Origin of the sequence: Paucibacter sediminis, from assembly GCF_030254645.1 — a bacterium.
In the GTDB taxonomy this organism is placed as follows: Bacteria; Pseudomonadota; Gammaproteobacteria; order Burkholderiales; family Burkholderiaceae_C; genus Paucibacter_B; species Paucibacter_B sediminis.
Map to the genome: position 1 here is coordinate 1958463 of NZ_CP116346.1, position 21825 is coordinate 1980287.

Here is a 21825-nt window from a genome sequence, read left to right on the forward strand (position 1 = left end):
GCAGGCTGATGTGAGAGCACAGGGCAGGCCTTCGGGCCTGCCCTTTTTTACAGGCGAGCAAGGCAATGCAGTACATCAACCCCCAACTCGATATCGAGCAACTCGGGCGCGCCTTCCAGCGCGACGGGCGCTTGCTGATTCGCGACTTCTTCGAACCCGCGGTGGTTGAGGCGCTCAGCCGGGCCGTCGACGAGATCGACTGGGCGCTGACCTATCGCGACGTGAATGGCGACCGCGTGCTGAGCGGCGAGCAGCTGCGCTCGTTGAGCGCCGAACAGCGCGCCATGCTGGTGGACGGCATCAACCTGGTGGCCAGCCAGGAATTCCAGTTCTCCTTCTGCACCGACTCGCTGGTGGCCGCCGCCAAGCGCGGCGAGAGCCATCTGCTGGCGCGCTTCATGCGATGGATGGCCGACGAAGAGTTCCTGGCGTCAATACGCCGGATCACCGGCGTCACCGACATCAACCGGGTCTATGCGCAGGCCACCATGTACACGCGCGGCAACTTCCTGGTGGTGCATGACGACCATGTGGACGCCGAGAACCGGCGCCTGGCCTATGTGATCAATCTGACGCGCAACTGGCGCGCCGACTGGGGCGGCCTGCTGCACTTCACGGGGCCGCAGGGCGATGTGCTGGAGAGCTACTTCCCGCACTTCAATTCGCTCTCGCTGTTCCGCGTGCCGCAGCAGCACTTCGTTTCCTACGTGCCGCCGTTTGCGCAAGGCGAACGCACCGCCATCACCGGCTGGCTGATCGCGGCCTGAGCGCGCCGCTCAGCGCCGGCCTTGCAGATAGGGCAGCGCCTCCACCAGCCTCCAGCCGGGTTGTTCCTGCACGCATTGGCGCAGCCAGTAGCTGTGGCCGGCGCCGAAGAGCACGAGCAGGCGATCGCCCGGCTGGCTTAGCTGCACGATGCGGGCACAGATGCGCGCATTGCGCAGCGCCCATTGGCCATAGAGCTCGGCGCCGGGCTGCTCGGCCGCGCGCCCATAGCGCAGCGCGACGCTGTTGAACTGGTGGTCCGCCAGGATCGCCTGCGGGCGGTTGAACGCGGCCAGCAACTGGCTGATGCTGGCATGGGCCAGGCTTTGCTCGACGGCCTTGTTGCGCCGTTGCAGCGCGTCCAGCTGGGCCTGCAGCTGCGCCTCCTGCCCATGCTGCTTGGCAAAGTTCTGCACCGCCTCGAAGGGGAAGTCGCCGTCGGCATCCACGCCGTAGACGGCCTCGTGCCCCAGTTGCTCGGCCAGCCGGTAGCCGACTTGCTCGACCTCGTTGCGCACCTCGCGGCGCTGGCCGGCGCGCCAGGCGGCATAGGCGGGCAGTTGCTGGCCCGGAAACTGATCGGCCTCGCGCTCCACCATCAGCTTGGTGGGCCGGAAGCGCGCGAGCTGGCGCGTCAGCGCCTGCAGCTCGGCCTGGCGGCGTGGGCTCAGCACGTCGTCGACCTGGGTGTTGACGATGTCCTGGCCGGGGTTGCCGAAGTGGTAACTGCCCAGCACCATCACTTCAACTTCGGCCTTGGCGGCGGCCTGGCTGCAGAGGGGCAGGCAGGCCAGTGCCAGCGTGCCGAGGGCAAACACGATCTTGTTCATGGGCGGCTCCTGTCGATGCGGTGCCGCATTCTTGGTGTATCGGCCACGCCGCGCAGCCCGCCTGCGATCAGGCGTCGAATCGGCGGGATGAAGCGTTCAAGCCGCGGTGGCCTGGCGCACCGCGCGCTCCCAGGCGGCCATGCGTTCGGCGGCGCGCTCGCGTGCCAGCGTGGGATGGAAGACGCGCTCGGTCTGCCAATGGCCGGCCAGTTCCTCCAGACCCTGGTAGACGCCCGTGCCCAGGCCGGCCAGATAGGCGGCACCCAGCGCGGTGGTCTCGATCACCTTGGGCCGCAGCACCGGGATGCCCAGCAGATCGGCCTGGAACTGCATCAGCAGATCGTTCACGCAGGCGCCGCCATCCACGCGCAGCTCGGACACCGGCGCGCCGCCCGCGGCCACCGCATCGGCGCTCATGGCCTGCAGCAGGGCGGCACTCTGGAAGGCGATGCTTTCCAGCGCGGCGCGCGCGATATGCGCCATGCTGCTGCCGCGCGTCAGGCCGACGATGGCGCCGCGCGCCTCGGCGTTCCAGTAGGGCGCGCCCAGGCCGGTGAAGGCGGGCACGAACATCACGCCGCCGGCGTCGGGCACGCTCTCGGCCAGGGCCTGGACATCGCCGCTGGCGGGGAAGGCATGCAGGCCGTCGCGCAGCCACTGCACCACCGCGCCGCCGATGAAAACGCTGCCCTCCAGCGCGTAGGCGGGCTGCGCGTCCACCTGGGCGGCGGCGGTGCTGATGAGGCCGTTGCGCGAGTGCTGCAGCTGGCCGCCGGTGTGCATCAGCATGAAGCAGCCGGTGCCATAGGTGTTCTTGGCCATGCCGGCCTTGAAGCAGGCCTGGCCGAACAGGGCGGCCTGCTGGTCGCCGGCGATGCCGCCGATCGCGATCGCGGCGCCGAGGTGCTCGGCGGCGACCTGGCCGTATGGGTGCGCGGAGGGGAACACGTCGGGCAACAAGGCAAGAGGAACTTCCAGGGCCTCGCAGAGGCCCTGGTCCCATTGGTTGCTGCGCACGTCGAACAGCATGGTGCGCGCGGCATTGCTGACGTCGGTGGCGTGCACGCGGCCCTGCGTGAGCTTCCAGACCAGCCAGCTGTCCACGGTGCCGAAGGCCAGCTCGCCGCGCTCGGCGCGCGCCCGCGCGCCCGGCACATGGTCCAGCAGCCAGCGCAGCTTGGTGCCCGAGAAATAGGGGTCGATCACCAGGCCGGTGTGCGCGCTCACCAGCGGGGTCAGGCCTTGCGCGCGCAGCTCGGCGCACAGGGGCTCGGTGCGGCGGTCCTGCCAGACGATCGCATGGTGCAGGGGCGCGCCGGTGCGGCGGTCCCACAAGAGGGTGGTCTCGCGCTGGTTGGTGATGCCCAGGGCCAGCACCTCGCCGGCGGCGATGCCGGCTTTGGCCAGGGCCTCGCGCGCGGTGGCCAGCTGGCTGGCCCAGATCTCCTCGGCGTCGTGCTCCACCCAACCCGGCTGCGGGTAGATCTGGCGGAACTCGCGCTGTGCCATTGCCACCACATGACCGCGTGTATCGAACACGATGCTGCGCGAACTGGAGGTGCCTTGGTCAAGGGCAAGCAAATAGCTCATGGCAATGACTTAGAGTTAGGCGATGGACCATTTTGACGCACTGGTGGTGGGCGGTGGCATCAATGGCGCGGGCATTGCACGCGATCTCGCCGGGCGCGGCTGGAAGGTACTGCTGGCCGAGGCGCAGGACCTGGCCGCGCACACCTCCTCATCCAGCACCAAGCTGATCCACGGCGGGCTGCGCTACCTCGAGTACTACGAGTTTTCGCTGGTGCGCAAGGCGCTGCAGGAACGCGAGGTGCTGCTGCGGAGCGCGCCCCACATCATCTGGCCGCTGCGCTTCGTGATGCCGCACGACCCGGCGATGCGGCCGGCCTGGATGATTCGCATCGGCCTGTTCCTCTACGACCACCTGGCGCGCCGGCGCGTGCTGCCCGGCTCCAAGGGCGTGAAGCTGCGCAAGTCCAAGCTGGGCGAGCCGCTCAAGCCCGAGTTCACGCGCGGCTTCGTCTATTCGGATGGCTGGGTGGACGATGCCCGCCTGGTGCTGCTGAATGCGCTGGACGCGCGCGACAAGGGCGCCGAGGTGCTGACGCGCAGCCCCGTCACCGCGGTGCAGCGCAGCGCCGAGGGCTGGAGCGCCCGTATCGCCACGCCGCAGGGCGAGCGCGTGGTGCATGCGCGCGCGCTGGTGAACGCCGCCGGCCCCTGGGCCGAGAGCTTTCTGCGCGAGGTGGCGCGGCCGGCCCAGGGCGAGCAGCTCGCCACCAAGAGCCTGCGCCTGGTGAAGGGCAGCCATATCGTGGTGCGGCGCCGTTTCCCGCACGACCACGCCTACATCTTCCAGAACCCCGACAAGCGCATCATCTTCGCCATTCCCTACGAGCACGAGTTCACCCTCATCGGCACCACCGACGTGGAGTTGCCGGACGAGGCGCTGGCCAGCCAGGCCAAGGCGCAGATCAGCCATGCCGAGATCGACTACCTCTGCGCCCAGGCCAGCCGCTATCTGGCCGAGCCGGTGCGGCCGGCCGACGTGGTGTGGAGTTATGCGGGCGTGCGGCCGCTGCTGGACGACGCCTCGGGCGACCCCTCGGCGGTGACGCGCGACTATCTGCTGGAAACCCATACCGAGGGCGGCGCGCCGCTGCTGAGTGTGTGGGGCGGCAAGATCACCACCTTCCGCAAGCTCGCCGAGGATGCCGCGGATCTGATCGGGCAGATGCTGGGCGAGCGCCGCAAGCCCTGGACCGCCAAGGCCAGCCTGCCCGGCGGCGACCTCAGCGCCTGGATCGGCACGCCGCGCCGCCCGGATCGGGACTTCGAGCAATTGCAGCAGGCCGTGTTTGCGCGCCACCCCTATTTGTCGATGCCCCTGCTGCACCGCCTCTGCCGCGCCTATGGCTCGCGCATCGCGCGCGTGCTGGGCGCCTCGGTGCGGCCGGACGATCTGGGGCAAGAGGTGGCCCCCGGCCTCTACGAGATCGAGCTGCGCTACCTGATGCGCGAGGAATGGGCCTGCAGCGCCGAGGATGTGCTGTGGCGCCGCAGCAAGCTGGGCCTGCATTACAGCGAGGCCGAGCGCGCGGCCGTTGCCGCGTGGATCGCGGCCCATCCTTGTCAGTGATGCAGCTTGGCGTGCAGCTTCCGGGTGGCGCGCCACACCGCCCATAGCACCAGCGGGATCAGAGCGCCCGCCAGCAGCTCGGGGTTGAGCGGCAGGCCCAGCGACTTGAGCGCCTTGCCGCCGTACAGCAGCAGGCTGATCACGTAGTAGGAGATCGCCGCGATCGAGAGCCCCTCCACGGTGGTCTGCAGTTTGAGCTGCAGTTCCTGGCCGCGCGTCAGCTTGGCCAGCAGCTGCTGGTTCTGGGTCTCGCGCGCGATGTCCACGCGCGTGCGCAGCAGGGCGCTGGCGCGCTCGGTGCGCGCCGACAGCGAGGCCAGGCGCTGCGCGGTGGCGGCCACGGTGGCGATCGCCGGCGAGAGCCGGCGCTGCATGAATTCGCCCAGCGTCTGCGTGCCCGGGATCGGGCGCTCGCGCAGCTCGGCAATGCGCTGCTGCACCAGGCCGTGATAGGCCTGGGTGGCCGAGAAGCGGTAGGCGTTCTGCGCGGTGGCGCGTTCCACCTTGGCGGCGATGGCGATCAGCGCATCCAGCAGATCCTGCTCCGAGCTCTGCTTCACCACCAACTGGTCGGTCACCTGCACCAGTGCGGCCTCGGCCTCGCCCAGCACCGGCGCCAGCGCCTTGGCGGCGGGCAGGCCGCGCAGCGCCATCAGGCGGTAGGTCTCCAGCTCGAGCAGGCGCTGCGAGATGCGGCCGGCGCGCGTCTCGGTGGTGCCGGGGGCGAACACCACCAGCATGCGTTCGAAGCCGCAGGGGCGCAGCTGCAGATCGGTCACCACCATCGAATGGCCCATGCCGCCGCGGCCCGCTCCCGTCCTTCCACCCATTTGCGAAGCCAGCACATCGCCGCCGCCCAGCCAGCGCTGCGCGCGCGCCAGCACCTCGGCGGGCGCGTCGATCTCATGCTCCAGCATCGCCAGCTTCACCGCCGCCACCGTGCGGCCCGGAATGCCGGCCAGCCAGGCGGGCTCCACCTGCAGGGCCGGCGCCAGGTGCGGGCGCTCGGCGTCCAGGCCGGCCTCGGCGGGCAGGGGCTGGACGATCGAGTAGCGCGTGAATTCGCTGTGGCGCTCCCACTTCACCGTGAAGCCACCCTCCATGTGCAGGCGCAGGAAGTTGCCCTGCAGTGCCTCCAGGGCCAGGTCTTGCTGGCCCGGCAGCAGGCGCAGCTGCGCGAGCTCCTGCTCGCGGCTCACGTCCTCGTTGAGCACCGCCACATAGACCACCAGGGCCGGCAGGCGGATATGGGCCTGCGGGCGCGCGTGCACCTCGTTGTGCAGCTGATGGCGCAGGGCGTCGTCGGTGGGCAGTACGGGCGCCAGGGTGGGTGTCATAGCGGGCAAGTATCGGTCAGGCCACCGGAAGCCCTTGCCAGGCCAGCAGCAGGTTGTTGGCGGGCATGGCGATGCGCTGCTGCAAACGCAGGCCCGCGGCTGCGGCCTCGCCACGCACCGCGTCCAGGCTGCGCAGGCCCCAGGTCGCATCGCGTGCGCGGAGGTCGGCATCGAAGGCCAGGTTGCTGGCCGCGGTCGGCACGTCGGTCTCCAGATAGGGCCCGTAGGTCACCAACAGCCCCGCCGGCGCGAGGTGGCGGGCCGCGCCCCGCATCAGGGCGGCGCAGCAGGGCCAGGGCGCGATGTGCAGCATATTGGCGCAGAAGATCAGCTCGTAGCGCTGCCCGTCCAGGGGCCAGGGCTCGGCCAGCACGTCCAGCCGCAGCGGCGCCGGCAGCCGCGCGCGCACCTCGGCGGGCGCCAGCTCGGCCCAGGCGGCGATGGCCTCCAGGCGGCTCGGCTCCAGGTCCGTGGCCTGCCAGGTCCAGGCCGGCAAGCCGGCCATGAAGTGAGGGCCATGCTGGCCGGTGCCGGCGGCGATCTCCAGCGCCCGGCCCTGGGCGGGCAGCAGGCCCTGCAGGGCATCCAGGATCGGCTGCTTGTTGCGCTCGGCGGCGGGGGAATGCAGGGGCGGGGTGACGGGCATGCGGCCAGTCTAAGCGCTGGCTTCAGGGCTGATACCGATGAGGGCGATGGAGCGGCCCGCCTAAACTGCCCGCACAAGAAGTAAAGCGAGCATCCCGCGCGCCAGCCCTTCGAGGGCGCGGCGTTTGAACGGGGTCAGGGAGGGTCAGTGGTGCATGCATGTTTGCGTCTCGCGGCGCGCCGTGCGGGTGCGCCCGTGGCCGTTCATGGCCCCGGGATGTCCCCAGCCCAGCGCCCCTGTCAGCCATGCCCATCCTGCGCCGCCTACCGTCCCTGCCCGCCCTTGTCCTGGCCCTGGGCCAACTCACCGCCTGTGGGGGTGGGGGCGGCTCGGAAGCGCCGCCGGTGCCGCCCGCGCCGCCGCCGGCACCGGCGGTAGCGCCCAGCATCGGTACGCAGCCGCAGGATGCACGGGTCATCGATGGCGGCACGGCCAGCTTCACCGTTACGGCCAACGGTACGGCGCCGCTGAGCTACCAATGGCAGCGCAACGGCGGCAATATCGTCGGCGCCAACCAGGCCAGCTACACCACGCCGGCGCTGAGCCTGACCGACAGCGGCGCCAAGTACCAGGTGCAGGTGAGCGGCCCGGGCGGCAGTGCCAGCAGCAACATGGCTGCGCTGACGGTGACGCCGATCGCGCTGAGCATCAGCAGCCAGCCCAAGGCCACCAGCGTGGCCGATGGCGGCACGCTGAGCCTCGCGGTGGTGGCCAGTGGCAGCGGCCCGATCAGCTACCAATGGCTGCGCGACGGCAGCGTCATTGCCGGCGCCACCGAGGCCAGCTACACGACGCCGCAGCTGAACCTGAAGGACGACCAGGCGCGCTACCAGGTCATGCTCAGCAACCCGGCCGGCACGCTCGGCAGCGAGGTGTTGACACTGCAGGTCACGCCGGTGCCGGTGACCATCACCAGCGCGCCCGCCTCCACCAGCGTCAGCGACCTGGCAGCGGTGACGCTGCGGGTGACGGCGAGCGGGAGTGCGCCCTACAGCTACCAGTGGAAGCGCAACGGCCAGCCGATCGCCAACGCCAACGGCGCCAGCTACAGCCTGCAAGCCAGCTACGCGGCCAGCGGCGATCGTTACAGCGTGGTGGTGGGCAACCAGCTGGGCGCGGTGGAAAGCCAGGCCGCGGTGCTGACCGTCGATCCGCTGCTGGCCAGCATCGCGGCGCAGCCGCAGGCGGCCAGCATCAGCAACGGCTCACCCGCCAGCTTTGCTGTTACCGCGGCCGGTACCCCACCGCTGTCCTACCAATGGCAGCGCAGTATTGACGGCGGGCAGCGATGGCAGGACATGGCAGGCGCGAACGCCAGCAGCTATCGATTGGCCGGCACCACCTTGGCGGACGCGGATGCGCGCTATCGCGTGCAGGTCAGCAACTTGGCGGGCAGCGTGCTCAGCGAGGCGGCCGAGTTGAAGATCCGGCCCAATGTGCGCCTGATTGCTGGCGCAGTCGGCGGACAGGGCAATGCCGATGGCAAGGGCGCAGAGGCGCGACCGGGCTCACCCTGGGGAATTGCCGCCGACCGCAAAGGCTACATCTACGTGGCCGATACCAACAACAATGTGATCCGTCGGATCAGCCCGGACGGACAAACCTCGGTCTACGCCGGCAAGTTGAGGGCAACTGGGCTGGTGGAGGGCGGCTTGAGCGAGGCGCGCTTCTGGAACATCCGAGAGATGAACTCCGACGTCTCGGACAATCTCTATGTATCGGACGGCTGCAGCATTCGCAAGATCTCCTCAGCGGGGCAGGTCAGTACCTTGGCGGGCAATGCCTACCAATGCAATCCCAAGGACGGACTGGGGGCGGACGCGGGCTTTTCTTACATCCTGGGGATGGTTGCCGATGCCGCGGGCAATCTCTTCGTGAGCGATGGCAATATCGCCCAGGCCGTGCGCAAGGTGACGCCCGATGGCCGAGTCACGACGCTGGCTGGCAGCTTGGGCCAGACCGGCAAGGCCGATGGCTTGGGCGCTGCGGCGCGCTTCTCCAGCATTCGAGGGTTGACCATCGATGCATCTGGCAATCTGATGGTGATTGACGGGCCGACGATCCGCCAAGTGACGCCGGTCGGCATGGTGAGCCTGTACGCGGGTCAGCCCGATTTGGGCGGGACGACCGAAGGCGACCGCCTGGGCAGTGCGCGCTTCAACTATCCGAGCGGGCTGGCCTACGACAAGAACGGCAATCTGCTGGTGCTTGAATTCAACCGCCTGGCGCGCATCAATCGCAGTGGTTCGGTGGTGACGGCCGCAGGGGTGCAATCCTACGAGTTGAATCCCTTCAATCTGAGCAGCGATGGCATTGGAACCGACGCACGCATCTGTCTGGCCCTGTCCATTGTGGGCTTGCCGAACGGCGAGATGGCTTTCACCGAGTTGGGCTATGGCACGGTGCGACTGTTCTCGCCGGGAGGTAGTGTCAGCACCCTGGCGGGTCGCGCGCCTCAATACGGCAATGCGGATGGGCCGGGTGCCAAGGCCCGCTTCAACTTCTACCAGACGGCCCTGTTGAGCGATGCGAGCGGCGCGATGCTGCTGGCGGACAGCAGCAACGGGCGCATCCGTCGCATCGGCAGCGACGGCGTGGTCAGTACCTATAGCGGCGATGGCTACGGCTACCGTGATGGCGATGCGGCCAGCGCGCGTTACAGCTCGCCCGGCGCGGTGGCGCGAGATCTGGCCGGCAATATCTACGTGGCCGATACCAGCAACCAGCTGATCCGCAAGATCAGTCCCTCGGGTATGGTCAGCACCTTGGCCGGCGCCCAAGGCCAGATGGGAAGTGCGGACGGGCTGGGTAGCGCCGCGCGCTTCTATCAACCGGGTGGCGTTGCCGTGGATGCCAATGGCACGGTGTATGTGGCCGACACCTTCAACCAGACGATTCGCAAGATCACCCCGGATGGCCGGGTCAGCACCCTGGCCGGCAAAGCCAGCAACCAGGGTAGCGCCGCAGATGGCCAAGGTGAGCAGGCGCGCTTCAGCTATCCGCTCGGCTTGGCCCTGGACGCCAAGGGCAATCTCTATGTGGCCGACCAGTACAACCATGCGATTCGGATGGTCACGCCGGATGGCAAGGTCAGCACCTTCGCGGGCGCCTTGAACTCGCCCGCCTACGCCGACGATCAGATCCCCTATGCGCGCTTCAACACGCCCGTGGCGCTGGCCTTTGATGGGCTTGGCAACCTTTATGTGGCCGACCAGGGCAACCACCTGATACGGCGCATCAATACGGCCGGCATCGTGAGCACGGTGGTTGGCCTGCCCGGTGTGGCGGCGCTGCGTCCTGGCGTTGGCGGGGCCATCAACGCGCCCAGTGCCGTGACGGTATTGCCCAATGGCCGCCTGGTGTTCACCTCTGAACAAGCGGTGGTGAGCGACTGACGCACGCGGCCCGGCGCGGGGCTCAAGTAGGCGCAGTTGGGGCCGATAAGCACGTATGCCGCAACTTCATGGGCGCTGCCATGTCAGACCCGGTCGATGGCCCGTTGGAGGCACAGCCCGCTGAACCAGCGGCCGCGCTGGATGCGTTGAGCTGGCTGGATCCGGCCACGCGCGTGCCGCCGGCGCTGGCCCTGCAGCACATCAAGACCCTGTGCGGCCTCTACCCCGATTTGTTCTCCGCCATGTTCGTCGTCTCGGCGACGCATATGGCGGTGTCGCGCGAGATGCTGGCGATGGCGCTGAAGCAGTTCCGGCCCGATGCCGCGGCGCTCAGCCAGGAGGATGTGCAGAGCCTGCTGGTCAGCATCGTGAATGGCGCCAACCAGGCCTTCGAGGCGGTGCTGCGCACGCGCAAGAACCAGGAGCGCAAGGGCGGCGGCGCGGCGCTGCCCTGGGGGCGGGACACGGATTAGTCCAGGCCCAGCAGCGCCCGTTCGCGCTCGCGCGCCAGACCCTGCGGCGCCTGCGCCGGTTCACCGCGCAGCCAGGCGGCGGTGTCGTGCAGCGTCTCGGCCAGCGGCCGGAAATGCAGGCCGGCGGCCAGGGCGGCGGTGTCGCGGATTTCCATCATCGCGTTGTCGGCCTCGGGCAGCCAATAGGGCAGGTCGGCAAAGGGCTGCACGCCGGCGGCCAGCAGCTCGGCGTCGCTGCGCCAGTGCAGCTGCGCTCTGGCGCCGCAGGCGATGTTGGCGGCCTGCAGCAGCTGGCCCATGCTGAGGCCGTCGGCGCCGGCGGTGTTGAACACCCCGGGGCGGCGCTGGGCGGCCTGCCGCAGCGCGAAGTCGGCGATGTCGCGCGCGTCGATCATGCGCACGGCGCGCTCGGGCCGGCCCGGTGCCAGCACCGCGCCGCCCTCGGCCAGGCGCGTGAGCCAGTAGCGCAGGCGCGGGCTGAAGTCGTAGGGGCCGACGATGAAGCCGGGGCGCAGCACCAGGGTGCGGCCGGGCAGCAGGGCCTGCACGGTCTGCTCGCACAAGGCCTTGAGGCCACCGTAGGCCGCGCCGTAGCCGCCGCCGTTTTGCGAGCCGCCAGTAGTGGCCAAGGCCTCCGCGCCTTCCAGCTGCGCGGCGCTGAGCGCGGCCAGCGGCGAGCTCTCCACCGTCCGGCCATCGATGTGCGGATAGACCGAGATGCTGCTGATCAGGCAGTAATGCTCCACCGCATCGCGCAGCGTCTCGGCGGCGCGACGCGCGGCGCTGGGCAGGTAGCAGCCGGCGTCGAACACGGCATCCCAGCGGCGGCCGTGCAAGGCGCTCAGGTCCTGCAGGCGGTCGCCATGCAGCTGCTCGACCTCGGGGAAGAGGCCGGCGCGGCTGCCGCGGTTGAAGAGCGTGAGCTCGTGGCCGGCCGCCAGCGCGGCGTCAACGAAGTGGCGGCCCAGGAATTGGGTGCCGCCAAGGATCAGGAGTTTCATGGGCAAGGGCGGAAGTGGTAGCGACGGCGCATTGTCCGGCGCGGCCTTGCCTGCCCAGGCGCCCGGCAGCTCAATCCGGATCGTTGTTGATGCCAGGGTCGTAGATTTCTTCCTTTCCCGAGACTGGATCGGTGACGTAAACCGTGTACTTGAAGTAGGCCTTCTTGGTGTTGTTGTCCAGCACCGATGCCTGGCTGTCGCTGTTGCGGATGACGGGGCCGAATTCGGTGCTGGCGCCGTCGCCGCTGATGACGATGGGCTTGGTGGTCGACAGCACCCAGGGCGCCGGTGCAAGCAGATTGAACAGCAAGGTCACCCCCTTGTGCTTGACGGTGAGCGGATCCGGATTGGCGCTCCACGGCTGCGGGCTGCCGGGCGAATAGTTCACCGTGATCGACTGGGTCTTCTTGGCTTCGCTGTCGGCTGTCATGGACATCTCGCTGGTTGGGGGCTAAGGGGGTGCCGCCGCCAGCTGCAGGCGCTCTCTCAGCCATAGACTCATGGGATGCAGGTAGCTGGCGGATAAGGCGTTTTCGGCGAACGGGCGCGCTTCTTGAGGGCGGCCCAGCCGCAGCAGCGCATGTGCCGTTAGGCAATTGACGCGGGGCTCGGCGTTGCCGTCAGGATCGACCATTTGCCGGCTGATCTTGTAGGCACGCTCCCAATGCAGCGCGGCGTCGCCAGGCGCCGCGCCTCGCGCGAAGGCATCGCCCAGGGCCAGTTCGGCGCTCGCAAACGCCCATAGCTGCTTGCTGTCGGCCGCCAGGGGGCTGCGCTCTTGCAGGAATTGACTCAATGCATTGCGCTGGGCGGCAAGCTCGGCGTCGTTGCTGAGCTGCACTCTGAGCGTTAGCCAGCGTGCTGCCAGGGTGGTGCGGCGGGCGGGCATTGGGCCGGATGCCTGGCGCAGCTGCAGAACGCTGGCGGAAAGTTCCTGCGCAAGCGCGCGGGCCGGCCCGCCATGGCCGGTGGCGAGCCAGACTTCGGCCAACTGCAGGCCGGCCAAGGCCAGGTTTTCCGAGGCCTCGACATTGCTCGAGTCCAGCGCCGCCAGGCTCCGATAACCATCCCAGGCCTGCTTGGCAGCGTCCACCGCTTCATCGGGGCGTCCCACGCTGAGATAGAGCCGGCTCATCGCGACCTGTGTGGCATGCAGCAGTTGCTGCGACTCGCGGTGGCGATCCAGCTCGGGCAGGCCGCGAATGGCAGCCAGTTTTTCTTGGTTCGTCTGCAAGGCGTTGGTGAACTGGCCCAGCACCTCCTGGGCTTCCGCGAGCCAGCCCAGGGTCCGGATCAGGTCGTTCGCGACGGATGCGTCCTGGCGCATGAGTGCGACCCAGTCCGCCTTGGCCTCCAGCAGCGCGTCCAAACCCTGCCGCGGCTGGCCGCCCCGCACCAGCAGTACGCCGATATTCCAGCGCGCAAATGCCTGTTCCTGCCGCCACTTGGGATTGGCGGGGTCAATGCCGTGCAGACGGTTGGCCAGGTTCAGGTAGGCATCGAACTGGGTGCGCGCGGCGTCCATGTGGCGGCGCTGCCAGGCGATGTCGCCCAGCCAGTAAAGGCTTTGCGCGTGGTCGAAGATGCGCTGCGGATTGTCTGGGTCGCGGCCCAGCAGCTCGCCGGTGCTATCGGCGGCCTGCGCGAACAGCTGCGCCGCGGGCTCGAACTTGCGCTGCTTCAGTGCCACTTCACCCATCAGATGGAGAGCCCTTGACCTGCGCCCCAGCGAGTCGGCGTCCGTGCGACCCAGGTCCTGCTGCGCGTAATAGTCCAGCGCCTTTTCGCCCACCGCGTCGAGCACGTCCAGCCGCCCCACCGGCTCGAGCTTCTTGCGCAGATCGCCGAGCATGAACTCGATCAGGCTCTCGGCCTGCACGCGCTGCTGATGCGCTTCGCGGGCCTTCCATAGCGCCACGCCGGCGCCGGTCGCAACCGCCAGGCCGGCCAAAGTGCCCGCGGCCACGCCGATGCGGTGCCGCCGCACGAACTTGGCGATCCGGTAGCCCGCGCTGTCCGGCCGCGCCTGGATGGGCTCGTGCGCCAGCCAATGTTTCAAATCCGCGGCCATGGCCTCGGCGTTGGCATAGCGCTCGGCCGGGGCCTTCTTGAGCGCGCGCGCGACGATGGTGTCGAGGTCGCCGCGCAGCTCGCGCGCGCGCCTGGCGTCCAGCGTGCTACGCGCCTGCTCGGACAGGCGCCGCGGCTCCACTTCCAGCACCGCCTTCATGCGTGCCAGCGGGCTGTCGTCATTGGCAATCGCGCCCGCGGTGGGGTGCTGGCCGCTCAGCAGCAGGTAGAGCAGCACGCCCAGCGCATAGACATCGGTGGCGGTGGTGACATCGCCGCCCTGCACCTGCTCGGGCGCGGCGTACTGCGGCGTGAAGGCGCGCCCGGCCTGCTGGGTCAGCTCGGTGGCCGCGGCGGGCTGGGTGGCGTCGCCCAGCAGCTTGGCGATGCCGAAGTCCAGCAGCTTCACCTCGCCGGCCTGGTTCACCAGGATGTTGGAAGGCTTCAGGTCGCGGTGCAGGATCAGGCGGTTGTGCGCGTGCGCGACGGCGGCCAGCACGTCCAGGAACAGCGTCACGCGCGCCCGCACATCGAGGGCCTGCTGCTCGCAGAAGCGGTCGATGGGCTGGCCGTCGATGTATTCCAGCACCAGATAGGGCGGGCCGGCGTCCTGCGCCACACCGGCGTCGAGCAGGCGGGCGATATGCGGATGGGCCAGGCGGCCGAGGATCTGGCCCTCGCGCGCGAAGCGGCCGCTGTCGCCGCGGCCCAGCAGGCCGGAGGTGAGGAATTTCACCGCCACCTGGCCCTCGTAGCGGCCATCGGTGCGGCGCGCCAGCCAGACCGTGCCCATGCCGCCCTGGCCGATCTCGCGCTCCAGGGCATAGGGGCCCAGTTGCTGGCCGGGCTTGAGGGTGGGCAGCTGGGCCAGCTGCGCGAGCACCGGGCTGTCCAGCACGGGGGCGCGGGCCATCGCGGCGTCGCGCGCCAGCAGCTCTTCCAGGTCCTCGGCCAGGGCCAGGTCTTGCGCGCGCAGCTGGGCCAGGCGGGCGGCGCGCGCGGCCGGCTCCTCCAGGTCCAGCAGCTCGTCCAGCAGCGGGCTCAGCTCGGGCCAGCGGGACTTGTCGATTTCGCGCCGGGGCGCAGGCGTCGCGCTCATTGCAGTGAGAGGGAGAGGAACAGGCGCGCCTTTTGCCAGTCGCGCTGCACGGTGCGTTCGGTGATGCCCAGGGCCGCGGCGATCTCGGCCTCCAGCAGGCCGCCAAAGTAGCGCAGCTCCACCACCTGGGCCAGGCGCGGCTCCAGGCGCGCCAGCTCTTCCAGCGCCTCGTGCACGCGCAGGATCTCGTCGTCGCGCTGCGGCGGCAGCTCGGCGATGGCGGTGTTGAGCGTCACATGCTCGGCGCCACCGCCGCGGCGCTCGGCCTCGCGGGCGCGCACCAGGTCCACCACCACGCTGTGCATCACGCGCGCGGCGTAGGCGAGGAAATGGTTCCGATCGGCGAAGTCCAGCTTGCCCTGTTGCTGCTGCAGGCGCAGATAGGACTCGTGCACCAGGCCGGTGGCATCCAGCATGGTCAGCTCGCCGCTCTGGCGCAGGCGGCTGCGCGCCAGGCGCTGCAGGTCGGCGTAGAGCAGGGCGATGGCCTGGTCGGCGGCCCGGGCGTCGCCGGACTGGGCGGCGCGCAGCAGGGTGGTGATCTCGGAAGGCATGGGCAAGCGTGGAAGCTGAGCGCACTCTAGCCGCCCCCGCCGCTCGGCCCGACCGGCGCCCGAAAAAAAGTTGGCTGCGCCTGTCGGGTTTGGGCGCGGCGCTGCGTTTTATCAAGAGAGAGCGGAGTGGTGGGCCGGACAGGGAGGTCCCGGGCACGGCTCAGGGAATGCTGGTCGGCCGTTTCGTTCTCACCCGTCTTGATCCAACAAGGATTGCCCGTGAGCGCCAGCCCTTCCTCCAGCCCCGTCATGCCGGTCGCCTCGCCGCCGGAGGCCCGCCAGGCCCAGGCGGTGGCCTGTGAGCCGATCGTCCTGCCCGATGGCGAGCATTTCGCCGCGCTGGTGAGCCGCGAGCTGGCGCAGAGCCGGCGCTTCGGCAAGGGCATGGGCGTGCTGCTGATCGACGCCTGGCCGCATCCGCCGCAGGGCGATGCGCTGGCCGGCGCGGCCCTGCTCAAGCTGCGCCAGGCGGTGGCGGCGCGCCTGCGTGCACGCGTGCGCGGCAGCGATGTGGTGGCCACGCTGGGCGAGCAGCGCTTTGGCGTGATCCTGATGAATGCCGGCCGCAAGGAGGCCGAGCTTGTGCAGGCGCGCCTGCACAAGGCGCTGGGCGGGCCCTATGGCGTCGACGAGCACCACCTCTACGTCCGCCTGGTGATGGGGGCGGCCGCGTTCCCGGAGATGGGTGCCAGCGGGACCGAGCTGGTGCGCGGCGCCGAGGCCGCCCTGCTGCGCAATACCGGGCTGCCGCTGCGCGCCTGACGTATCTGCCATGATGCGGCATGGCCGCGCCGCATCCACCGTTTGAAGAGGCCACCGACCGGGCCCAGTACCGCCGCCCCGCGCACCGCGCCGGGGTGGAGCTGTACCACGCCAGCATCCTGCACCATCGCTTCGAACCCCATGTGCACGAGGCCTATGGGCTGGGCGCGATCACCGCCGGGGTGGGGCGCTTCCTGTGGCGCGGCGGCCAGCATCTGGCGCCGCGTGCCACCCTGATGCTGATGAATCCCGAAGACCTGCACACCGGCCAGGCCGAAACCGAGGCTGGCTGGGGCTACCGCATGCTGTACCTGGACGAGCCGGTGCTGCGCGAGCTGAGCGGCGGCGAGGCCTGGTGGTTTGACGCCGCGGTGGCGCACGACGCCGGCAGCGCGGCCGAGGTGGCGGGGCTGATTGCCGGGCTCTGGCATGCCGAGGAACCGCTCGCCTTCGACAGCCAGCTGCTGCAGCTGGTGCAGGCCTTGCACCGTCATGCGCGGGTGGGCGGCCGCAGCGAGGGCAGCGCGGCGGCGCTGCGCTACGGCCCGGTGTTCGACTACATGCGTGCCCATCTGCATGAGCGGCTGAGCCTGGAGCAGCTGGCCGCGGTGGCGGGGCTGAGCCCCTTCCACTTCCTGCGCAGCTTCAAGGCGCAGCGCCATGCCACGCCGCAGCAGGCGCTGATGGCCTTGCGCCTGTTCGAGGCCAAGCGGCTGTTGAGCCAGGGCGAGGCGCCCGCTGCGGTGGCCGCGGCCGTGGGCCTGACCGACCAGGCGCACCTGAATCGCACCTTCCTGCGGCGCTACGGCGTCACGCCGGGGCGCTACCAGGCTCAAGTGTGGCCCGGGCGGCGGCCAGCACCTGGGCCGTGATGCGTTCCAGCATCGGCAGGGCCAGGCGGCTGGCCTGCCAGTAGAGCGGCACCCACAGCGGCGCGCCCAGCGCCACCAGCCGGCCATCGGCCAGTGCCTCGCGCACCAGGCTGGCCGGGTTCATGCCCCAGCCCAGGCCGGCGCAGGCGGCGTCCACAAAGGCCTGGCTGGCGGGCAACCAATGCGTGGGCAGGGTCAGGCCTTGCCCAAGCTCCTGTTGCACCCATTGCGCCTGCAGGCGGTCCTGCCGGTTGAAGCTGAGGCAGGGCGCGGCGGCCAGGGTCTGGGCCGTCAGGCCGGCGGCGAAATGCTGGCGCGCGAAGGCGGGGCTGGCGGTGGCGATATAGCGCATCGCGCCCAGCGCATGGCTGCGGCAGCCCTGCACCGGCGCGGCCAGGGCGGTGACGGCGGCCAGCACCTCGGCGCTGCGCAGCCGTTCGGCGGTATGTTCCTGGTCCTCCAGGCTGAGGTCCAGCAGCACCGGCTCGCTGGCGGCGATCTCGGCCGCGGCGGCGATGAACCAGGTGGCCAGGCTATCGGCATTGATGGCCAGGCGCAGGGTGATGCGGCCCTGCGCGTCGGGGGCCAGCGCGGGCAGCTCGGCCAGCAGGTCCTGCTCCAGCATGCCCACGCGCTCGGCGTGGCGCGCCAGGCGCAGGCCGGCCTCGGTGCCCGTGCAGGGCGGGCCGCGCTGCACCAGCACCTGGCCCACGCGCTCTTCCAGCAACCTGATGCGCTGCGAAACCGCCGAGGCGCTCAGATGCAGGCTGCGCGCGGCGCGCTCGAAGCTGCCCTCGCGCAGCACGGCGGCCAGGGCGGCGAGCAGGGAGTAGTCGAGCATGCCAGGGCCTGGATTCGTTAGCGTTGCTGCAGCGGGTGAAGCAAGTCTAACTGGCGCCCCGCTGCCGCCGCGGGCATGCTGCGTGCCCATGCATCCCCCTTCCGAACTCGCTTCCAGTGCCCTGAGCGGCCTGGCCCTGAGCCTGAGCCTGATCGTCGCGATCGGTGCGCAGAACGCCTTTGTGCTGCGCCAGGGCCTGCGGCGCGAACATGTGTTTCCTATCGTGCTGGCCTGCGGCCTGAGTGACGCGTTGCTGATGGCCGCTGGCGTGCTCGGCCTGGCGGCGATGATCAGCCAGCAGGCGGCGCTGGCACGCTGGCTGACGCTGGGCGGTGCGGCCTTTCTGACCGTCTACGGCCTGCGCGCACTTTGGCGGGCGCGGCGGCCGGAGAGCCTGCAGGCCGGTGCCGGCCCCTCGGTGACGCTGCGCCAGGCCCTCATGCAGCTGGCCGGCTTCACCTTTCTGAACCCGCATGTCTACCTGGACACGGTGCTGCTGGTGGGCTCGGTGGGCGCCCAGCAGCCTGGCGCGGTGCGCGCGCTGTTCCTCACCGGCGCGGCCAGCGGCAGCCTGCTGTGGTTTGCCGCGCTGGGCTTTGGTGCGCGCTGGCTGGCGCCCTGGTTCGCCAGGCCGCGCGCCTGGCAATGGCTGGACGCGCTGGTGGGCCTGACCATGCTGGTGCTGGCGGCGCAGCTGCTGCGTCAGGCCTGAGCGCAATCCCGTACAAGACGGCGCCGGCCCGGGCGGGCAAGATCGGCGCATGTTTGCTGGTGTCCTGTTTGCCCTTGCGGCCGGCCTTCTGTGGGGTCTGGTCTTTGTCGCGCCCCTGATGTTGCCCGAGTACCCGGCGGCCATGCTGGCAGCCGGCCGCTATCTTGCCTTCGGCCTGATCGCGCTGCCGCTGGCGCTGATGGACCGGCGCGAGCTGCGCGCGCTCGGCCGCGCCGACTGGCTGGAGGCCTTCAAGCTCAGCGCCATCGGCAACTTCATCTACTACCTCTGCCTGGCGGCCGCCATCCAGCGCGCCGGCGGGCCCCTGCCCACCGTCGTCATCGGCACCCTGCCGGTGGTGATCGCGATCAGCTCCAACATCCGCGACCATGCGCGCGACGGCCGCCTGCCCTGGCTGCGCCTGCTGCCCTCGCTGGCCCTGATCGCCGCCGGCATCGCCTGCGTCAACCAGGTGGAGCTGGCGGCGCTGGCGGGCAGCAGCGCCGGCGATATGCGGCGCTATGCGCAGGGCGCCGGCCTGGCGGTGGTGGCGGTGGCCTGCTGGACCTGGTATCCGATCCGCAATGCCGACTGGCTGCGCGCCCATGCCGAGCGCAGCCCGCGTGCCTGGGCCACGGCCCAGGGCCTGGTGACGCTGCCGATGGCCCTGCTGGCCTTCGCGCTGATCGCGCTGCTGCAGGCCATGGGCCTGCCCCTGCTGGAGAGCGATTTCACCCTGCCCCTGGGGCCGCGCCCCTGGGCCTATATGGGGCTGATGCTGGCGGTGGGCCTGTTCGCCTCCTGGATCGGCACGCTGTGCTGGAACGAGGCCAGCCAGCGCCTGCCCACCACCCTGGTGGGCCAGCTGATCGTGTTCGAGACGCTCTCGGCCCTGGCTTATGCCTTTGTGCTGCGCGGCCAAGCGCCGCAAGCCCTGACCCTGGCCGGCATCGTGCTGCTGGTGGCGGGCGTGATCTGGGCGCTCAGGATCAGGCCTAGCCGAGCTTGAAGGAGCCGACGATGTCGGCCAGCGCGCGCGCCTGCTGCTTCAGGCTCTCGGAAGCGGCGGCCGATTCCTCCACCAGGGCGGCGTTCTGCTGGGTGTTGTGATCGAGCTGCGAGACGGCGGTGTTGACCTGGGCAATGCCGGCACTCTGCTCGCGCGTGGCGGTGGAGATCTCGCCCAGCATGGTGGTCACATGCCGCACCTGACCCACCAGTTCTTCCATGGTGCGGCCGGCCTCGGCCGCCACCTGCGAGCCGCTCTCGACCTTGCTGACGCTGTCGCCGATCAGGGCCTTGATCTCGCGCGCGGCCTGCGCGCTGCGCTGGGCCAGCGTGCGCACCTCGCCGGCCACCACCGCGAAGCCGCGCCCCTGCTCGCCGGCACGCGCGGCCTCCACCGCGGCATTCAAGGCGAGGATGTTGGTCTGGAAGGCGATGCCGTCGATCACGCCGATGATGTCGGCGATCTTCTTCGAGCTGCCATTGATCTCGTCCATGGTGGTGACCACGCGGCCCACCGCCTCGCCGCTGCGCTCGGCGGTGCGCGAGGCCTGGTGCGCCAGCTCGTTGGCCTTGCCGGCGGTCTCGGCATTGTTCTTCACCGCGGCGGCCATCTGGTCCATCGAGGCTGCGGTTTCCTCCAGCGAGGCGGCCTGCTGCTCGGTGCGCGCGCTCAGGTCATTGCTGCCCAGCGAGATTTCGCCCGAGGCGCCCGACACCGCGACGGCGCTGTCGCGGATCTGGTTCACCGTCTGCGCCAGCTGCTGCTGCATGCTCTGCATGGCGGCCAGCAGCTGGCCCATCTCGTCGTCGTTGCTGATTTGGATGCGGGCGCTGAGATCCTTGTTGCTGATCATGCCGGCCACCTGCAGGGCCTCGCGCAGCGGCCGCGTGATGGAGGCGATGATGCGCCAGGCCAGCAGCACGCCCGCCGCCAGCGCCACCGCGAAGGTGATCAGCACCACCCAGATCGAGAGCTTGTAGGTCTTCTCGCCTTCGGCGAATTCCTGCTCGGCGACCTTGAGCTGCTCGTCCACCAGATCCGAGACGGCGCCGGTGAAGGGGTCGATGGCGGGGTAGAGCTCCTTGCTGGCGAAGGCCTCCAGCGCTTCCGCGTTCTGCGCCTGCAGGATCTCCTTGAGTTTGGCGGTGGCGGCCTGGGCGGCGGCCTTGAGCGACTGCGCCTTGGCCAGCAGCAGCGCCTCATTGCCCTCGATCTTGGTGGCCGTATAGGCGGCCCATTGCTTGGCCACCAGTTGCTCGGCCTCGTTCACCAGCTTCAGCCCGCTGGCCGCATCCAGGCTCTTGGCGCGGACCTTGTGCGTGGTGTCCACCACGTTCACCGCGTAGGCGTCCGAGACCTGCTTGAGCTGCTTGAGCGGCACCACGCGGTCGCTGTAGACGGTGTCCAGCGCGGCCTCCATCTGGCCTAGCGCCCGTATGCCCCAGCCGCCCACCAGGGCCAGCAGGATCAGCAACAGGAGTGCAAGCATCACCAGACGTGTCTTGATGCTATTCATCCGCATGGCGAACTCCTCAAGATGGCGTGTTCCGACTCTAGCGCCATCGGGCTCACCCAAAAGGGGGATATGCGCGGACTGTGTCAATTCGGCTGCAGCGCAGCCAGGCCCTGGCGCTCGGCCTAGAGCTTGGGGATGCGCAGCCGGCTCACCATCAGCGAGCCCGAGACGGCGAACATGAGCACCAGCGGGTGCAGGGTGAAGCCGCCGATGAGCAGCTTGCCGCCCCAGAGTTCGCTGCTGCCCACCGCACCCTGTGCGGCCGCGAACCACAGCGCCAGCACCAGCAGCAGCGAGGTGGGGATGGGCGTGCCCTCGAAGTACTTGACCTTGTCGCCCCCCTCGGACAGCGCCTCGGCGGTGACGTTGAAGCGTGCCAGGCGTGAGACGCCGCAGGCGACGAAGAACACCAGGATGATGCGGTCCCACAGGCCCTGCATGCCGAAGCCGTAGGCGATGGCGGCGGGCGCGACGCCGAAGGAGATCACGTCCGCCAGCGAATCGAGTTCGCGCCCCAGCACCGAACTCTGCTGGCGCCAGCGCGCGATGCGGCCATCGAGGATGTCGAACACCAGCGCGGCCGGGATCAGTGCGCAGGCGTAGTGCAGGTGCAGCAGCTGCTGCGTCTGCAGATAGGTCATCACCGAGAACAATGCGCCCATGCCGCAGAAGGCATTCGCGAGGGTGAACCAATCGGCGAGGTGGAACTCGCGGATCATCGAGAAGGGCTTGGGTCGGTTCATGTGAGCAGAATAACTGACCGTGGCCCCGCCGGCCCACTGCCCT

The 21825-nt window shown here is 69.7% G+C and carries 19 protein-coding genes; 8 read left to right on the forward strand and 11 right to left on the reverse strand.

Translation table 11 applies throughout. The annotated features are described in order from the left end of the window. The first annotated feature begins 65 nt into the window (after positions 1–65). A complete protein-coding gene (locus PFX98_RS08915) occupies positions 66–767 on the forward strand; it encodes a 2OG-Fe(II) oxygenase (RefSeq protein WP_285234844.1) in 702 nt (233 codons plus the stop codon). Positions 768–776: 9 nt separating this feature from the next. Here PFX98_RS08915 and PFX98_RS08920 read toward each other — a convergent pair whose 3' ends face one another. Both PFX98_RS08920 and glpK read right to left on the reverse strand, forming a co-directional pair. Further along, positions 777–1595 (reverse strand): DUF5694 domain-containing protein, encoded by an 819-nt coding sequence (locus PFX98_RS08920; RefSeq protein WP_285234845.1) that lies wholly within the window; start codon positions 1593–1595, stop codon positions 777–779. A 96-nt stretch (positions 1596–1691) separates the two neighbouring features. Further along, on the reverse strand, positions 1692–3185 hold the full coding sequence (gene glpK, locus PFX98_RS08925; protein ID WP_285234846.1) for a glycerol kinase GlpK: 1494 nt from the start codon (positions 3183–3185) through the stop codon (positions 1692–1694). A 22-nt stretch (positions 3186–3207) separates the two neighbouring features. Between glpK and glpD the strand changes: the two genes are divergently transcribed. Beyond that, positions 3208–4752, forward strand: coding sequence for a glycerol-3-phosphate dehydrogenase (glpD, locus tag PFX98_RS08930; protein ID WP_285234847.1), 1545 nt, complete (start codon positions 3208–3210; stop codon positions 4750–4752). Here the strand turns inward: glpD and PFX98_RS08935 are convergent. Both PFX98_RS08935 and PFX98_RS08940 read right to left on the reverse strand, forming a co-directional pair. Further along, positions 4746–6089, reverse strand: coding sequence for a DUF3422 family protein (locus tag PFX98_RS08935; protein ID WP_285234848.1), 1344 nt, complete (start codon positions 6087–6089; stop codon positions 4746–4748). The two genes, glpD and PFX98_RS08935, sit on opposite strands and share 7 nt — an antisense overlap. Before the next feature lie 16 nt (positions 6090–6105). Continuing rightward, complete coding sequence (locus PFX98_RS08940; protein ID WP_285234849.1) at positions 6106–6735, reverse strand: DUF938 domain-containing protein; 630 nt, start codon at positions 6733–6735, stop codon at positions 6106–6108. Positions 6736–6980: 245 nt separating this feature from the next. On the opposite strand from PFX98_RS08940, the gene PFX98_RS08945 reads away from it, so the two are divergent. After that, positions 6981–10130, forward strand: a complete 3150-nt coding sequence (locus PFX98_RS08945; protein ID WP_285234850.1) for an NHL domain-containing protein — start codon at positions 6981–6983, stop codon at positions 10128–10130. An 80-nt stretch (positions 10131–10210) separates the two neighbouring features. Then, positions 10211–10603 (forward strand): hypothetical protein, encoded by a 393-nt coding sequence (locus tag PFX98_RS08950; RefSeq protein ID WP_285234851.1) that lies wholly within the window; start codon positions 10211–10213, stop codon positions 10601–10603. Here PFX98_RS08950 and PFX98_RS08955 read toward each other — a convergent pair. The 4 genes from PFX98_RS08955 to PFX98_RS08970 form a co-directional block, all read right to left on the reverse strand. Continuing rightward, a complete protein-coding gene (locus tag PFX98_RS08955) occupies positions 10600–11604 on the reverse strand; it encodes an NAD-dependent epimerase/dehydratase family protein (RefSeq protein ID WP_285234852.1) in 1005 nt (334 codons plus the stop codon). The genes PFX98_RS08950 and PFX98_RS08955 overlap by 4 nt on opposite strands. Before the next feature lie 70 nt (positions 11605–11674). Beyond that, positions 11675–12034, reverse strand: a complete 360-nt coding sequence (locus PFX98_RS08960) for a hypothetical protein (RefSeq protein WP_285234853.1) — start codon at positions 12032–12034, stop codon at positions 11675–11677. Positions 12035–12055: 21 nt separating this feature from the next. Beyond that, positions 12056–14773 (reverse strand): serine/threonine-protein kinase, encoded by a 2718-nt coding sequence (locus tag PFX98_RS08965; protein WP_285234854.1) that lies wholly within the window; start codon positions 14771–14773, stop codon positions 12056–12058. After that, a complete protein-coding gene (locus PFX98_RS08970) occupies positions 14770–15327 on the reverse strand; it encodes an ECF-type sigma factor (RefSeq protein ID WP_285234855.1) in 558 nt (185 codons plus the stop codon). The genes PFX98_RS08965 and PFX98_RS08970 overlap by 4 nt, the downstream gene beginning before the upstream one ends. 219 nt (positions 15328–15546) lie before the next feature. Here PFX98_RS08970 and PFX98_RS08975 point away from each other — a divergent pair, with 219 nt between their 5' ends. Next, positions 15547–16089, forward strand: a complete 543-nt coding sequence (locus PFX98_RS08975) for a diguanylate cyclase domain-containing protein (protein WP_285234856.1) — start codon at positions 15547–15549, stop codon at positions 16087–16089. A 20-nt stretch (positions 16090–16109) separates the two neighbouring features. Beyond that, positions 16110–16961: an AraC family transcriptional regulator gene (locus tag PFX98_RS08980; RefSeq protein WP_285234857.1), complete on the forward strand. Its 852-nt coding sequence runs from the start codon at positions 16110–16112 to the stop codon at positions 16959–16961. On the opposite strand, the gene PFX98_RS08985 is transcribed toward PFX98_RS08980, so the two are convergent. Further along, on the reverse strand, positions 16900–17802 hold the full coding sequence (locus tag PFX98_RS08985) for a LysR family transcriptional regulator ArgP (RefSeq protein ID WP_285234858.1): 903 nt from the start codon (positions 17800–17802) through the stop codon (positions 16900–16902). The genes PFX98_RS08980 and PFX98_RS08985 overlap by 62 nt on opposite strands. Before the next feature lie 88 nt (positions 17803–17890). On the opposite strand from PFX98_RS08985, the gene PFX98_RS08990 reads away from it, so the two are divergent. Next, positions 17891–18514 carry a LysE/ArgO family amino acid transporter gene (locus PFX98_RS08990; protein WP_285234859.1) on the forward strand — a complete coding sequence of 208 codons (624 nt, stop codon included), beginning with the start codon at positions 17891–17893 and terminating at the stop codon, positions 18512–18514. A gap of 49 nt (positions 18515–18563) precedes the next feature. Next, on the forward strand, positions 18564–19523 hold the full coding sequence (locus tag PFX98_RS08995) for a DMT family transporter (RefSeq protein ID WP_285234860.1): 960 nt from the start codon (positions 18564–18566) through the stop codon (positions 19521–19523). On the opposite strand, the gene PFX98_RS09000 is transcribed toward PFX98_RS08995, so the two are convergent. Further along, positions 19510–21045 carry a methyl-accepting chemotaxis protein gene (locus tag PFX98_RS09000; protein ID WP_285234861.1) on the reverse strand — a complete coding sequence of 512 codons (1536 nt, stop codon included), beginning with the start codon at positions 21043–21045 and terminating at the stop codon, positions 19510–19512. The genes PFX98_RS08995 and PFX98_RS09000 overlap by 14 nt on opposite strands. A 116-nt stretch (positions 21046–21161) precedes the next feature. Next, positions 21162–21782 carry a CDP-diacylglycerol--serine O-phosphatidyltransferase gene (gene pssA / locus PFX98_RS09005; RefSeq protein WP_285234862.1) on the reverse strand — a complete coding sequence of 207 codons (621 nt, stop codon included), beginning with the start codon at positions 21780–21782 and terminating at the stop codon, positions 21162–21164. Between the last annotated feature and the right edge of the window lie 43 nt (positions 21783–21825).